The organism is Marinomonas posidonica IVIA-Po-181 (assembly GCF_000214215.1).
Classification (GTDB): Bacteria; Pseudomonadota; Gammaproteobacteria; order Pseudomonadales; family Marinomonadaceae; genus Marinomonas; species Marinomonas posidonica.
Map to the genome: position 1 here is coordinate 986,212 of NC_015559.1, position 15,818 is coordinate 1,002,029.

The following is a 15,818-nucleotide window of genomic DNA, read 5'->3' on the forward strand; positions in this document are numbered from 1 at the left end:
GAGGACTGTTACATGTTCACGAAAACAAAAATAAACAATGTTGTTGCCGCGACGTTAATCGGTGCTGGAGTCATGTTAAGTGGCTTGGCACAAGCCGCGGATTTTAATCTGCGCGCCGTAGCAAACTCCAACGAGAACGATGAAGACTATGATGGCCTAGTGGTCTTTAAAGACTTTGTAGAATCCCACTCAAACGGCAAAATCGCCGTGGATATCTTCATGGGAACCCAGCTTTGTGGCAATGGTGTCGAGTGTCTTGAAGCGGTTGAGTACGGTTCTGTGGATATTTATATTTCCACTTCGGGTGGTGCATCCGCCATGTATCCTTATGTACAAGTGCTAGATCTGCCTTATGTATTACGTGATGATCGTGTTGCTGAAGAAGTCTTCACTGGGGACTTTACCCGTCAGCTACGTGCGCAAATCTTAGAAGATTCAGGAGACACTGTTCGCTTGATGACCATAGGTAACACAGGTGGTTGGCGTAACTTTGCTAACACTCAGCGCACGGTGAAAACACCTGAAGACCTAGACGGTCTGAAAATTCGTACCGTGGTGTCTGATCTACCACAGGAGCTTGTGCGTTCTTTAGGTGCGAGTCCAACACCGATCCCATGGGGTGACTTGTTTACTTCGTTGCAAACAGGCGTGGTAGAAGGCTCTAAAAACGGCATCACTGATATCATGGGCATGAAGTTTACCGATGCGGGCTTAAAACATGTGACTCTAGACGGCCACGCTTACATGTCTGCTTTGTGGTACATGAACAATGAAGTGTTTATGGACATGCCGGAAGATCTACGTCGTGTTGTGATCGATGGCTTCTCTGCTTTGCAGCAAGCTACCTTTGCTTCGCCAAAGCGTAAGTCTATTGCTGCGTATGAAGCCTTCAGTAAAGCAGGGGGCGAGCTATACGTGCCATCTCCAGAAGAGAAGGTGCAGTTCGCTGAAGCCGCTAAACCGGTTTATGCTTGGTTCCAAGAAAACATCCAAGGTGGCGAAAAGTGGTACAACCTACTAAACGACGCAGCGAAAGCCGCTGAACAAAAAATCCAAGCGGAATACGACGCGGATTTGAAATAAGCTTTAGGGTGAGTCCGATCAAAGGGGCGGAACTCTCCGCCTCTTTTCTCTGTTAAAGCCGATTTAACGGATATGGGGACGTCATGTTCAACCCAATGAAAACCTTTGCGCCTAATGTTTCCGGAATCATGCTTGCCATGGGGCTGTCTGCGGTCTTGATTTTAAGCGTTATCATGATTGGTGTGCTGACAGGGCGATTGCTGAATTTACCGGCAAATATGGGCTTGTTAGCGGGTTGTTCTGTCACTATTTGTGGCGCTTGCTTTGCCTCATCTTAAAGTAAGGGGGCAAGTATTTAGCTTGCCTGCTTTTGACAGCGAACGATTAATCTCAGACACCTTATTTTTCCTTTTCTAGCAAACACTTTTACAGCAAGTCTTCAAAATCTTTAAGCGAGACTGGCTTGCTCATAAGGTAGCCTTGATATGCACAACAGCCTTTTTGCTCCAAAAATTCTCTTTGCGCTTCGGTTTCAACCCCTTCTGCAATGACCGACAGTTGTAAGCTTTGAGCCATTGTAATAATCGTTTGTACGACGATGGCATCATCATGACTATTCGGTAAATTGGCGATAAAAGATCGGTCGATTTTAAGCTGCTGCAATGGCAGCCGTGTAAGGTACGATAAAGAAGAATATCCTGTTCCAAAATCATCCAAAGAAAACTCCACACCGAGTGATTTAAGGGCGTAGATTTTATTGATGGAATCATCAATATCTTCAATTAAGAGGCTTTCTGTCATCTCAATTTTCAAACGGCACGGTGGCGCTTTTGTTTGCTGCAGTATTCGGTGAAGTTTTTCCACAAAGTCGCTTTGACGAAATTGATATTGGCTAACGTTAACCGCTAAATTTAGGTCCTGAGTTTTTGGCTCCATTGACCATGTTTTGAGCTGTTCACAAGCCTTTTCCAACACCCAATCGCCTATTGGTAAAATCAACCCTGATTCCTCTGCCAGTGGAATAAACTGATTAGGTGGTATTAAGCCCAGTTTTGGGTGCTGCCAACGCAAGAGAGCTTCAGCCCCCACTATGCCTTTTTTGCTGTCGTATTGTGCTTGGTAATGAAGGAAAAATTGTTGTTCTTTAATACCTTGTCGCATCGCTGTTTCAAGAGCCGTCTGTTCCGCGATGGCAATCTGCATGTCTGGATCGAAATAGCGGAAGTTATTACGGCCATTCTTTTTCGCTTGATACATCGCGATGTCGGCCTGCTTTTGTAGTTCCTGAGGATTGTTTTGTGCACTGTTAAATACGGTAATGCCAATACTTGGCGTAATATGATGAGTGTGTCCATCAATGATGACGGGTTGGCAAATGGTGTCCAATACTTTGTCGGCGACTCTATTAATGTGATTATTAACCTTCTCTGGGTTGCTACTTAAGTTTGTCAGCATAATCATAAATTCATCGCCTCCGAATCGTGCGACGCAATCTTTTTTTCGTATTGTTAATTGAAGCCTTTTGGCAACTTCTTTTAACAATTGATCGCCGACGTCATGCCCGTGGGTATCGTTGAGGTTTTTGAAATTATCCAGATCGATCAGCATAAGCACACCATGGTGCTCGGAATGTTGAACGTCGGTAAGAACTTGATCGAGTTTATTTAAAAATAATCGACGATTGGGCAGCGAGGTGAGCATATCATGATATGCAAGGTGCTCGATTTCAGCCGTTCTCTGCTTCAGGTTTTTAATGCGTACACGGTAAGTACTAACCACCAGAGTAAGGATAAGCGCGATCATTAGGCTTATAAACCACGCTGATCTCCACCATGGTGGCATAATGACAATCGGCAGCTTGACGCCTTGATTGTTCCAGACTCCATCGCTGTTCGAAGCTTGAACGCGAAATAGATAATTACCCGCATCCAAATTGGTGTAGATGGCCAAGCGCTGTTTACTGCTTACCTGATTCCAATCCTGTTCCAACCCTTCCAGTTTATAACGGTATTGATTGTTTTCAGCGTTAGCGTAGCTTAGCGCCGAAAACTCCATAGAAAAAATAGCATCCTGGTATGAAAGAGTGAGCGAGTCAGTGTATTGAATCGCTTGTGTTAAAACGGACTCTGGATCAATAGCGACCGGTTTGTTGAATATTTTTAGGTCTGTGATGGCGATCGGTGGAACAAATGGATTATCAATAATTTGCTCTGGAAAAAATGCATTCAATCCTTTGCTGCCACCAAAAAAAATCTGGCCATTGGGGGCTTGCGCGTGACTGTTTTGACTAAAGTCATTACTTTGTAAACCATTTTCAGCGGCGTAGTTTCTAAATGTGCCAGTTTGCACATTAAATTGAGATAGACCGTTTTTTGTACTGACCCAAAGGTGACCTTGAGAGTCTTCCAGAACACCTTCAACATTACTGCTTGGAAGTCCTTGGTTTTCGGTATAACGAGTAAAAATTTGATTTTGTTGATTTAATTTATACAGGCCGTCTGAGGCCCCCACCCATAGTGTGTTCATTCTATCTAGGTGGATGGAGCGAATACTTCCGCCTTGTAACTTGTTAACGTCGAGGTAGTCTGGAAGATAATTTACAAAGGTTTCTGAGTGTTTATCAAAGTGGCTTAGCACCCCATCCCAAGTACCAATCCAGAGTGCTCCAGAACCATCGGGATAGATCGCCCTGACGTTTTTACCTCCTAGGCTGTTCGCGTCGCTTGAATCGTGGGTATAGTGAGTGAACTGCTCGGTTTCAGGGTCAAACCGACTCAAGCCACCGAATTGGCCGAGCCACAAAATACCGTCTTGATCCTTATAAATTTCTAATACATGGTTCGATAAAAGACTGTTTGGATTATCTGGATCGTGTCGGAAATGTTTAAACTCGCCAGTGGTTTCTTCATATCGATCCAATCCACCTTCCCAGCCGCCTAACCAAAGGAACCCATGTGAATCTTTTTGAATACTACTGATATACAGGCCTGGACTGAGTGACTGGCTGCTGTTCTGATCGGGGAGGTAATTGGTTATAGTTCCGCTGCGTTGATCGATTTTACTTAGACCGCGAGGCCAAAAACCCACCCAAATAATGTCATCTGACTCGGCATAAACTTCAGCGACTCTGCCGCTCAAGATACTGTTCGGTTTGGTGTCTTGATTTTGGAGCAAACCAAATTGTTGCTGCCTAAAGTCGACCAGATTAACTCCGCCATTGACCGTTCCTAGCCATAACAAACCGGATGTATCTTTAAAAATAGAGGTTACGCTGCTGTCGTTAAGGCCATTAGGGTTTGAAGAATCGTGCTGAAATACTGAGGAAAAGTGTGCGGTTGCACGATCGAAATAATACAGTCCGCTCTTCGATGGGATCCAAAACCCTTTGTTGCCGTCTGCAAGCAGATTAGCGCTGAATAAGCCAAGAGATTCAAGAGGGTATTGGGTAAAGGTTGCTGCTTCTATATTAAATTTTACAAGCGCAGCAGGAGACCAAGACAGTATCCAAAGATTACCTGAGTTGTCAGCATAGACATGATCGCCTGAGAGGCTTTCGATTGTTTCAGACGCGCGAACAATCTGTTCGCTCTGAGGGTCTAATTTAAATAACCCTTTTGCTCCTACAAACCAAATGTTTCCTTTCTCGTCCTCAGTAATGTCAGTGATACGCCCCACAAAATGACCTGCAGTATCTTTGCTATAAAGGGTAAATGTATTGCTTAACGAGTCGAATTTATTGAGTCCGCTGTCCGATGTGCCGAACCAAAAGTTTTTATTCTTGTCTTGAAAGATACTCTCAACAGAATTGCTGCTTAAACTATTGGTGTTGTTAGGCTCATGTCTATATCGAGTAAAGCGCTCTGTTCGGGGATTAAATTTGTTAACACCTGAATTGTTCGTCGCCGCCCATAAATGGCCTTGATTGTCTTCAATTAAATCTTGAACGGAATTCGAGCTGATGGTGTTGGGGTTATCAGCATTGTTTTTATAAACGACAAATGTATTGCCATCATATCGATTCAGGCCATCTCGGGTGGCGAACCACATGAAACCTTGACGATCTTGTAAAATGGCCAGAACGTGATTTTGAGAGAGTCCGTCCTCTGTTGTGAGGTGATCCAGCTTGATGTTTGGCTGCAGAGTATTCGAATAGGCGTTACTTGCATGAGTAGGACAAACGACAAAAAGCCAAAGCAGTAACTGACTCGTTAGAATCAAAATTCTATTTTTTACTGAAATGGCTTTCATGGGACCTCATTATCAATAGGAATAAATCTAAAGAACCGTCCATGTTAACTTGTAGAATTATAACTTTAATGATGAGTTATGAAGGGGTTTACTACATTTAATTACATTATTCATAATGCATTAGGAGAGGGACATTTATGAACTTAGTCTTTTCTATGGCTTAGGCAGGCATCACTCATCCTAACGGTAGTGAGCTGTCATTTTTCAGAAGGCTTTTTATGATAGGTTATTACTCCACTTTACCGGAGTAATAACCGTACTCATTATTGCCTTAGCGATTCACTTAAGGAATTTGAGAAAGTAATTCCGGGTTCGTAATTAGGTTGCGAACTCCGTGGGCATGATCTTCCTTAAAGATGTTTCCTTTGCACCATTCTCCAACCGTTTTAATATTAACTTTCGAGACCAACGGGCGGACATTCCAAGTTACCTGAAACGGCGAACCTTTTTCATTGTAACCAGGACCGGTTGTTGAACCGGCATATTCAACAGGGTTACCTGTATCACTTGGTATACTCGTAGCCTGATAAAGACCATTCTGCTTCTCATGGGCAACTAAGGCCATAAAGTCTTGAGCGTTTTCATCGTTCACTGCAACAAACACTTGTGATTCGACACGAAGCTGAGGATTGTTGATCACGTCAGGACTTAAACAAGAACCAAGAGTTGGACCAGGCTCAACGTCTGCAGTGGAAAAAACATAGTGCACTTCGATCGTGTCACCGGAATCTAGCCCACCGTGCTTACTATTACAAATGTCGCCCGCTGGTTTTAACTCAGCTTTTGTAAGGACCCCATCATATTTGTAACCACTGTTATAACCATGACCGTCACCTGCGCCTGCAAATGTCGTAAATTGACCGCCTTTATGTTCTGCATTCTTATGAAAATGAATATTGCATAAGTTCATTTTCTGGTATTTCGGAGCTGTAGAGAAGGTTCTCTTGTTACTTCCATAATGAGCATCGATATCACGTGGAGCCTGTGGACCAAACCCTTTAGCAAAGGTGTTTTCTGCCAGTTCCTGCCTTTGCTTGGCAATCACATCTTGTGACACGGTGTGTTCATCTGCGAATACAGACGTTGGCGCAATAACTGACGCCAAGATCAACGAAATTACTTTTTTATTCATACTTACCTCTGAATCTATGTATCAATACTTGCTTTTATACCAGTAGAGTGACATTCACATTTATTACATGACATGAAAATTTTAAGTGGCTCGTTGTAAAAAAAAGATGAAAATTTTGTGAATCGGTTTTGACCTTTTCCAATTCAACAAAGCTAGGCTTTTCAATAGTCTGCTAAAAGAATTATGAAATGGTCTTATGCTTCGGTTTTTATGCCAGCTTCTTGACTATAATTAATAGAGAGCAGGTCATCGGAGTGGTTAGATGTATACAAGGTTATTATTGTATATGGTCTCATTTTGTTCTCTTCTTATTGCGTCATTTTGTGGTGCAGAGTTGGTGTTGGATAAGGACAAATGGCAATGGCATCTTCCACCAGATGTTACGCCCCCAGTGGTGCCTAAGAATAACCCAATGAGTAACGCAAAAGTCGAACTGGGTCGGCGACTTTTCTTTGATTTGAATCTATCCGGAGCGGGTTATGTTTCCTGTGCAACCTGCCATTTACCCGAAAAATCCTATGCGGAAAATAGACCTGTTTCCGTTGGCATTACAGGGGAGTTTCATTCTCGCAACGCCATGTCTCTTGTTAATACCGCCTATATGACAACCTTGACTTGGGCAGACCCGAATATAAGGTTATTTGAAGATCAGGCGAAAATCCCAGTGTTTGGTACTCATCCTATCGAAATGGGAACCAAGGGCTATGAAAACAAAGTATTGAGTTACCTTTCTGAGCATCCTCTTTATCCATCTCAATTTGAAACGGCTTTCCCAAATCGTAATGCGATCGATTTTGAGCAAGTTTTTATGGCCATTGGTGCATTTGAGCGCACCTTAATCAGCGTGAATTCTCCTTATGATCGATACCGTTTTTATGGTCAAGAAGACGCCATCAGTGTTAATGCTAAAAAGGGCGAGGCTTTATTCTTTAGTGAAAAATTAGCCTGTTCGGGTTGCCACTCTGGACGCCATTTTAGTGATGCCACTTTGCAGCCAAATTTCCATAATACTGGGCTTTATAATGTGGATATGAAAGGCAGCTACCCTCAGGGGAATGAAGGACTTTATGAAGTCACTAAGCGTGATTTAGACAAAGGGAAATTTCGGACACCGACGTTACGAAACATCGAACTGTCTGCTCCCTATATGCATGATGGTTCGCTAAACAGCCTTGAGGAGGTTGTTAAGCACTATGCCGCTGGTGGACAATCTGCGATTCATGGTGAACCGTCACCACTTCGCGACTCGAAAATTAAAGGTTTTGAGCTATCCCAAGCAGAAGTGCTTTATTTGATTGAATTTTTAAAAAGTCTAACAGACGAATCGTATATTGAAGATCAATTAAATCATGCTCCCTTTCAGTAACAAAACGTGTGACTTTTTTGAGCAAACTTTCCTTCCATTTATAAAGGTTGAGTTTATAAGAGCAGAGTAAAATTACTCTGCTCTAATTTAGTATCTTCCTTAGATAAAACTCGCAAATTCATTCAAAGGTAATCTTACCTTGTTCTGTATTTGGATGTTTTCATCTCGATAGCCAACCGCACAAATGACACAGGCACTTAAGTCTTTTTTAGTGAGACCTAAGGTGTGGTTGAAGGCGGCTTTGTCAAAACCAGTCATCGGGCAGGTGTCTACTGACAACATGGCTGCTTCAGCCAATAAGGAACCGAGGGCAATGTAGGCTTGCTGTTCGGCCCAGATGTGTTTCTCTTCCTCTGTTTTTGCGCCAATTGCGGTTTTTATATGCTCTGCATAGCCATTTAGGCTACCTACTTCTGTTTGGGTTTGCTGATGATGGTGCTCGAAATACTCCTCCACTAGGGTGTCAGTTATGTTGGTTTTATTAGCAAAGATGAATAGATGAGAGCATTCCTTTACTTGTGCCTGCCCAAAAGCTTGATCCGATAATTGCTGTAATAATGCGGGGTCTTGCACAATCAATAACTGATATGGTTGAAGGCCGTAGGATGAGGCTGAAAGCCTGGCGGCTTCAATGAGGTTATGGATGAGTGTGGTGTCGACTTTTTTTGGGGAAAAATGTTTCAGTGAATGACGCCATTTTAATGCTCCGATTATGCTCATAGGTTGCTCTCCATTGTTTGAGTGATAATGAGACTTTATCGAAGCTGTTAACTGGTGTAATTAACCTAGGTTAATTCGTGAAATTTAGGTGCTGGAATCAAATAATACTGGCTCTCATTTACAACGAAGGTTTCTTTTCGAGATATATTGTTCTGTATATCAATTAGTAAGTGGCTTTGTTTATAATGTGTATAAATGGATTTGAACTATGAATAAGGCTTATCGTGATTAGATTTTTACATATGTTGATTTTTAGCATTTGGAGTGTTGGTGTCTTCGCCGCTTCTTCGAGTGCAAGTGTTGAGTTAGGTGTTTACGCATCAAGTATTACTTATACAGAACCCTCAGTAATGGAGGAAAATGGTTCCTTATCTGGTCTCAATGGGCGAATTATATTTCAGCAAGCGAATGATTTTAAAGCGTTGGAAATCACCATTGCGAGTGGCAAGATGGATTATGAAGGCTCTGGAACCATACAGGGAATTCCCGATGAGCTGTTTGAAATACGTGGTTTAAGAGGCTCTCAATGGAAGGTTAGTTCTGCATGGCAAGTAACGCCTTACATAGGTCTTGGTTATCGTTATTTAAACGATGATTCCAGTGGTATGATAAGCAGCACTTCCGCTTATGGTTATGAACGCGAGCAGGTCTATTACTACAGTCCAATTGGTATTCGCTTTGAACATGATAAATTCCTAAATGACTGGAATTTATATGGAAGTTTTGAGTTTGATTATTTTCTATTGGGGAAAAATACCAGTTACACAGGTAGGTTGCGTGGCCATAACGATTTGTCTTTTGAGCAGCACGAAGGCTTTGGAAATCGTATTCATTTAGGGCTTTCTAAACCTTTGTATAAAGGCTTAACATTCAAAGTGGAAGCTTTTTACAAATACTGGAGTATTGAAGATTCTACTTTAGATTATGATGCTGATGGCACGGCCATGATAGAACCTAAAAATCATTCGAAAGAAATGGGCATCAGTGTGATGTTGGCGATTTGATTTTCCGCTCAATGCCAACATCCTCAGTTCAGGTCGCATGGATGTATCATTTTAATAAATTACTCTATGCCGCTTTTCTTTTCTGCTAATCCTATAGGCATCACTGATGTTTTCTTTATCGGGCATTATGATGCCAGTTTCCATCCTTGAATGCTGAGTCAATTTATTTGATTTGCTTATGATTGTGCTTAGAAGGTACGAATAAGTCTTCTGAACGTCAGTCTTCTGAAATACCAGAAGGGCGTGGTCTAAGCTCTCTTTATTCTTTGTTAAGCTTGTTGCCAATAGACTGATATTGGACGGCAAAACTTGCCTCGAATAAAAGAGCGTTATTCCCACGCTACCCCCTGCATGGGTGCAGGGGATTAGAGCAACGCATAACCACAAGGATGTGGTGTACGCAGGAGCGGTTGCCGAGGAGCACCTTGCCGTAGCCAGTGAACTTGTTTGTACCTTCCTTAACCTCTTTGGTGTTTCAAACGGTGATATATATACATTAATAGCCGTTGAATAATATTAGGATATTTTTAGAAGCGCTTGCGATACTGGTTGGGCGTTAACCCCATAATCTTAATAAACGTCTTTCGACAGGCACTGCTGTCTAGGTAGCCGATCTGATAAGCAATGCTTTCAAAGGGCTGGCGAGTGGTTTCTAAAAGATCGCAAGCCGCTTGGATGCGTAGACGCTGTAAGTATTGATTTGGACTCAGTCGCGTGGCTTTCATAAAACGTCGCTGTAGTGTTCGTTCACTAAGATGACAATGTTCTGCAAGTTTTCTAACCTCTATTTTTTGTGATAAATGCTGGGCTAGCCATTGTTGTGCTTGAATTACTAGGAGATCGCCATGACTAAAATTGGGGGTGAATTCCTGATAAAAACTTTGCTCCCTGTGTTTGGTATCCATGACTAAGGTTTTTCCAACTTGTCGTTTCACAAATTGGGACGAGTATTTTGCTATCAATGCTAAGCCCAAATCTAACCAAGACATCACGCCCCCAGCGCTGATGACATCTCCGTGATCAATTAAAATGCGCTGTATATCCACTGGTTGATTTGGAAATCGGAGACGAAATTCATCGGCAAAGGACCAGTGTGTGGTGATTGTACGACCTGCCAATAGACCCGTCGCAGCAAGTGTAAAAGCGCCGACACAAATGGAGGTGAGAAGACTGCCTGTCTTATGTTGTTTGATAAGCCACTTTAACAGTGCCGCATCAGTGGGAGAGTTTTGACCGGCGATACAGGGCGGTAAAATAATTACATCCCAATGGGGGACGTTGTTTTTAGCGAGTTGAGTTATGCGCTGTGGATTAAAAACAATGTCCAGATGGTGAGTATCGCAGACTCGGTTGGCGAGCAAGAAGATCTCTTCTAATCCAAACACTGCCGAAGGTAATGCTATTTCATGATGAATGATCGCAATGTTGATCGTCTTGCTAATGGTGTTGGTCATAATACACTGTGTTTTGATGTTTGTCGTTTTTGGCCTTGGTTGTGTCATTTTAGACACTTCAGAAAAAGATAGCACCTCTTCATACTTTGCTTTTCAATCAATGTATGGAGCGAACTCATGTCAAACACAGCCTTATTGGTTATTGACCTACAAAATGATTATTTTCCCAATGGGAATTACCCCTTATGGCAAGCAGAAGAAACACTGCAAAAGGTTCAAACAGCGATTGTGAAAGCGCAGCAACAAGCGATGCCAATCATTTTTATACAGCATGTCGCCAATGTTGAAAAAGGCATAGCCCCTTTCTTTAATGAAGGAACCGAAGGGGTTCAACTTCATTCCGCATTAAAAAAGGTGTTGGCTTCATCGCACTTGGTGGTAAAACACTTTGCTGACAGCTTTGAGCAAACCGTTTTGGCGTCTGTCTTAAAGCAGTTGAGAATCGATTCGTTACTTATTTGCGGCATGATGACGCAAAATTGTGTTACTCATACCGCTATTTCTAAGTCAGCAGAGTCGTATGATGTGGCTGTTATTGCAGAATGTTGTACGACGGTTGACGAGATGATTCACAATATTGCATTGAACGGCATGTCCCCGCGAGTAGCTTTATTGTCTATTGACCAAGCGTTTTCTGTTAACTCTGCTGAGTGAATTGACCGCGACGCCCTTGAAAAAGGGGTCGAGTTCATTGCGTTAGAGTAAGCTGAACTCGACCTTGTTGTGGTGATGATAGGGCTGATGAATCATTTCAATGACCTTGTTGGTGAGGTGTAAGTGGTCAATGAATGGGGTCTTCCAATCGAATACGGTCATTTATATTTCCATTAATCATTTTCGATGGCTGTTTTTAATCGTCTGATTTTATTGAATTTTATTTTTATTTTTGTTGGGAGTTCTTGAGAAATAGGGAATTTGTTCTGATTAATTTTTATTTGAACTAATTGTTCTATTTTAAATAAAAAATGTAATTTTTATTTCATTTTTGTGTGGTGTTTTTTTTTCAGTTGGCTAAACTAGCTCATAACTTTTGGTATTTATTACCAAGGTTGTCGGTAAAAACGCTTACCGTCCTATGATCATCCTTAGAGGAGCTAGAGAATGAAAAAAATAATAAAAGGTCTATTGGCTACTTCAGCTGGATTATGTTCCAGCATTGCTTTATCAACCAGCATCATTGTTGTTACTCATGGTCAAGCGAACGATCCGTTTTGGTCCGTGGTAAAGAATGGGGTTGAATTAGCCGCTGAACACACAGGCGCGGATGTGGATTACCGTGCCCCTGAAACGTTCGATATGGTGGCTATGTCACAGTTAATTGATGCTGCGGTAAACCAAGAGCCAGACGGTTTGGTGGTGTCCATTCCTGATGCGGATGCGCTAGGGCCATCTATTCGTCGTGCTGTGAATGCGGGCATTCCGGTGATCTCTATCAATGCAGGTTCCGATGTTTCGAAGTCTCTTGGTGCCTTACTGCACATTGGTCAAGAAGAATACGATGCTGGTAAAGTGGCGGGTGAGAAACTAAAAGCAATGGGCGGTAAAAAAGGCATTTGTGTAAACCAAGAAGTGGGTAATGTTTCTTTAGATCAACGTTGCGCAGGTTTCACAGAAGGTTTTGGGGGGAATGTCTCGATTCTGCCTACGAGCAACGACCCATCTGAAATTGAATCAAAAGTTCGCGCGGCACTGGATTCTAACCCAGACGTAGACACTATTATGGCATTAGGGGCTTCCACTGCAGGTGAACCAACGGTTGCGGCGGTGAAATCTCTTGGTCTTTCCGGTGATGTTAAAGTCGCTTCTTTTGACCTTTCTGCGGACTTCTTAAAAGCCATTGTGGATGGCGATGCGACATTTGCAATTGACCAGCAACAATTCTTGCAAGGTTACATGGCGGTTGATTTTTTAGCACTTAATGGTGAATACGGCTTAATGCCAGGTGGTAACGTTCCTTCTGGTCCAAACTTGATTACAGCGGATAAAGCAGCGCAAGTAATCGACCTATCAGCGAAAGGTATTCGTTAATACTTCTACAAAAATCAGGAAGGCCGGTATGGCCTTCCTATTTCACACCCAAATGTATTCCGTTTCAGTATTACTGAATGCGTTCCGGAGGATTTATGTCACTAGAGAATGACTCGACACTGGATGAACGATTGAAGGAAGAAAGCCGCGTAGCTCGTCTAATGAAACGACCAGAGCTTGGAGCCGTGGCTGGGGCTTTACTTGTTGCAATCTTTTTTATGTTTACTGCAGATGGCTCTATGTTCACCTTATCTGGGATCATGAACATTCTATCGCCAGCGGCTCAGTTAGGTATTTTAGCCATCGCCGCTGCATTGTTGATGATAGGGGGAGAGTTTGATCTTTCTATCGGTTCAATGGTGGCATTTGCTGGTTTGATATTTGGATTTTGTGTCGTCAATGTTGATTTGCCTCTTATTTTAGCCATTCCGATGACTTTAATTTTGTGTGCTGGTGTCGGTGCCGTTAATGGGCAAATCGTTCTGAGAACCGGTTTACCTTCTTTTATCGTGACATTGGCTTTCCTCTTTATTTTACGTGGTTTGTCTTTGGTCGGCCTAAAAGCCGCAACTGGTGGTTCTACTCAACTTCGTGGTGTGCGTGATGCGGTTGCAGGGGATCCATTAGTCCCTTTCTTTAGCGGAGATGCTTTCCAAGGCTTTTTCCAATGGGCGGCTTCAATGGGATGGGTGGATACCTTCCGTAGTGGTTTACCAAAAGTTCCTGGCATTCCAGTGGAGATACTTTGGTTCTTATTATTAGCTGGGGTTGCCACTTATGTATTGTTAAAAACACCGGCCGGTAACTGGATTTTTGCCGCTGGCGGAGACAAAACAGCCGCATCGAATTCTGGTGTTCCGGTACGTAAGGTGAAGATTGCGTTGTTTATGCTGACGGCTTCTTGTGCTGCTTTGCTTGCCATTACGCAAGTGCTGGATGCGGGTAGTACCGATGCTCGTCGTGGCTTTATGAAAGAATTTGAAGCCATTATTGCCGCCGTTATAGGAGGCTGTTTGCTGACGGGGGGTTACGGTTCTGCGATAGGTGCATTCTTTGGGGCTATTATCTTCGGTATGGTAGTGATTGGTTTGACTTACACTAATATTGACCAGGATTGGTTTCAAGTGTTCTTAGGGTCAATGTTGTTGTTGGCGGTTATTTTCAATAACGCTATTCGCAAACGTGTGACAGGGGAACGCTAAGATGTCTGAATCAATTCTTCATATGGATAACATTGAAAAGCACTTCGGTAATGTGATTGCATTGAATGGTGTCAGTTTCGATGTGAAACCTGGTGAATGTCATTGTCTGCTTGGCGACAATGGCGCCGGTAAATCAACCTTTATTAAAACCATGTCAGGTGTGTACCGGCCAAGCCAAGGTCAAATTTTCATGGGGGGGAAGCCGGTTGAATTCGGTAGTCCTCGTGACGCTATGGCGGCTGGCATCGCTTGTGTGTATCAAGATCTAGCGATGATTCCGCTGATGTCAGTGGCGAGAAACTTCTTTATGGGGCGTGAGCCAACGAAGGGCCAGTTCTTGTGGAAGCGTTACGATACTGAGCATGCAGATGAAATTACCATGTCAGAAATGAAAAAAATGGGGATTAATTTGCGCAGTGCAGATCAAGCGGTAGGTACTTTATCGGGCGGTGAGCGTCAGACGGTCGCGATTGCTCGAGCAGTATACTTTGGTGCAAAAGTATTGATTCTAGATGAGCCTACGTCAGCACTGGGCGTACGTCAAACATCCAATGTGTTGGCGACCATAGATAAAGTGCGTGAACAGGGGGTGGGGGTGGTTTTTATCAGTCACAACGTACGACATGCTCTTGCCGTGGGTGATCGCTTTACCGTGCTCAACAGAGGACAGACTTTAGGCACAGCAGCGCGTGGTGAAATTACGTCTGATGAGCTGCAAGATTTGATGGCAGGAGGTCAAGAGTTAGCGCAATTAGAAGGGTCTTTAGGCGGTACAATTTAACGCGATTGTGTTTTCTCAAGTAAAAGGGCATCTCTTTGATGCCCTTTTTGTACTTTTCGTTTTCGTACGTTTTTGCTGTTCGAGCTATCCGTTTTTAAGCAATGATAATAGCTTTGTGGTTTCCGCTTGGTTAATGGTATGTCCCAGCTGCGGAATGGTTTCTAGTGAAGTGTCAGCTCCTAATTTGTCCAATGCCTGGTAGGCGTCTTTGGCAAACTGAACATTGATGACTTCATCTGCTTCGCCATGGAAGAAAGTAATGTGTGTTTGTGATGGTGCGACTTGCGGTAAGGTTGAAAAACGCCCAGATAAGGAGATTATTCTGGAAGCCAGAATAGGCTCAGCAAGTTGAGTGGCAGACAGGGACATAATAGCCCCTTGAGAAAAACCGATCAGGCTAGTGTCTTGGTAAGATAATTGATACTCAGTTTGCCAGAATTGCACACAATCAATAAAAAAAGGTAACGCGGCCTCAACTCTTTCTACACGGTTTTCTTCGGTCACACCTCTGACTGAGAACCATTGGAACCCTTGTCCTAAATCTGATACTTGTGGGGCGACCACAGATACAACGGCAGCATCAGGGTGATGTTCGGCAATCAGCTTAGCGAGGGGGGCCATACTTTGTGGTGATGCACCAACGCCATGAAATAACAAAAACAAATGCTTAGGGGATGAGGGTGTTTGAATAACGATTGAATTCATGACTAATTTTCCTTATATAATTGCGTCACTCTAAAAGTTATTAAATATTAAATAAACAGACGTTTTAGAAAGGCTTTATTTCTATTTAAGGAATAGTTGAAGTGGCAATTGCTCTTGTCATGCGGAAAACTTCTGAATGGCTCCACTAGAGTGGA

General features: G+C 42.9%; 13 protein-coding genes. 8 read left to right on the plus strand and 5 right to left on the minus strand.

Features of this window, described 5'->3' with window-relative positions:
* The first annotated feature begins 12 nt into the window (after positions 1-12).
* Positions 13-1,083 (plus strand): TRAP transporter substrate-binding protein, encoded by a 1,071-nt coding sequence (locus MAR181_RS04615; RefSeq protein ID WP_013795429.1) that lies wholly within the window; start codon positions 13-15, stop codon positions 1,081-1,083.
* 83 nt (positions 1,084-1,166) lie between these two features.
* A complete protein-coding gene (locus MAR181_RS04620) occupies positions 1,167-1,361 on the plus strand; it encodes a hypothetical protein (protein ID WP_013795430.1) in 195 nt (64 codons plus the stop codon).
* Positions 1,362-1,449: 88 nt separating this feature from the next.
* Here MAR181_RS04620 and MAR181_RS18030 read toward each other — a convergent pair whose 3' ends face one another.
* Both MAR181_RS18030 and MAR181_RS04630 read right to left on the minus strand, forming a co-directional pair.
* On the minus strand, positions 1,450-5,271 hold the full coding sequence (locus MAR181_RS18030; protein ID WP_013795431.1) for an EAL domain-containing protein: 3,822 nt from the start codon (positions 5,269-5,271) through the stop codon (positions 1,450-1,452).
* A 283-nt stretch (positions 5,272-5,554) separates the two neighbouring features.
* Entirely contained in the window at positions 5,555-6,403 is an 849-nt protein-coding gene (locus tag MAR181_RS04630; protein WP_013795432.1) for a delta-class carbonic anhydrase, read from the minus strand.
* Positions 6,404-6,665: 262 nt separating this feature from the next.
* Here MAR181_RS04630 and MAR181_RS04635 point away from each other — a divergent pair, with 262 nt between their 5' ends.
* Positions 6,666-7,769, plus strand: coding sequence for an MbnH family di-heme enzyme (locus tag MAR181_RS04635; RefSeq protein WP_013795433.1), 1,104 nt, complete (start codon positions 6,666-6,668; stop codon positions 7,767-7,769).
* A 99-nt stretch (positions 7,770-7,868) separates the two neighbouring features.
* On the opposite strand, the gene MAR181_RS04640 is transcribed toward MAR181_RS04635, so the two are convergent.
* Positions 7,869-8,489 (minus strand): NAD(P)H-dependent oxidoreductase, encoded by a 621-nt coding sequence (locus MAR181_RS04640; RefSeq protein ID WP_013795434.1) that lies wholly within the window; start codon positions 8,487-8,489, stop codon positions 7,869-7,871.
* A 242-nt stretch (positions 8,490-8,731) separates the two neighbouring features.
* Between MAR181_RS04640 and MAR181_RS04645 the strand changes: the two genes are divergently transcribed.
* Positions 8,732-9,493 carry an autotransporter domain-containing protein gene (locus MAR181_RS04645; protein ID WP_245546205.1) on the plus strand — a complete coding sequence of 254 codons (762 nt, stop codon included), beginning with the start codon at positions 8,732-8,734 and terminating at the stop codon, positions 9,491-9,493.
* Between the two features lie 527 nt (positions 9,494-10,020).
* On the opposite strand, the gene MAR181_RS04655 is transcribed toward MAR181_RS04645, so the two are convergent.
* A complete protein-coding gene (locus tag MAR181_RS04655) occupies positions 10,021-10,995 on the minus strand; it encodes a GlxA family transcriptional regulator (protein ID WP_245546206.1) in 975 nt (324 codons plus the stop codon).
* 69 nt (positions 10,996-11,064) lie between these two features.
* Here MAR181_RS04655 and MAR181_RS04660 point away from each other — a divergent pair, with 69 nt between their 5' ends.
* The 4 genes from MAR181_RS04660 to MAR181_RS04675 all read left to right on the plus strand — a co-directional run bounded on the left by MAR181_RS04660 (position 11,065) and on the right by MAR181_RS04675 (position 14,958).
* Positions 11,065-11,601 carry an isochorismatase family protein gene (locus tag MAR181_RS04660; protein WP_013795437.1) on the plus strand — a complete coding sequence of 179 codons (537 nt, stop codon included), beginning with the start codon at positions 11,065-11,067 and terminating at the stop codon, positions 11,599-11,601.
* A 447-nt stretch (positions 11,602-12,048) separates the two neighbouring features.
* Positions 12,049-12,975, plus strand: coding sequence for a sugar ABC transporter substrate-binding protein (locus MAR181_RS04665; protein ID WP_013795438.1), 927 nt, complete (start codon positions 12,049-12,051; stop codon positions 12,973-12,975).
* A gap of 95 nt (positions 12,976-13,070) precedes the next feature.
* Entirely contained in the window at positions 13,071-14,177 is a 1,107-nt protein-coding gene (locus MAR181_RS04670; RefSeq protein ID WP_013795439.1) for an ABC transporter permease, read from the plus strand.
* A gap of 1 nt (position 14,178) precedes the next feature.
* Positions 14,179-14,958, plus strand: coding sequence for an ATP-binding cassette domain-containing protein (locus MAR181_RS04675; RefSeq protein ID WP_013795440.1), 780 nt, complete (start codon positions 14,179-14,181; stop codon positions 14,956-14,958).
* Between the two features lie 84 nt (positions 14,959-15,042).
* Here MAR181_RS04675 and ypfH read toward each other — a convergent pair whose 3' ends face one another.
* A complete protein-coding gene (gene ypfH, locus MAR181_RS04680) occupies positions 15,043-15,663 on the minus strand; it encodes an esterase (RefSeq protein ID WP_013795441.1) in 621 nt (206 codons plus the stop codon).
* Positions 15,664-15,818 lie beyond the last annotated feature (155 nt).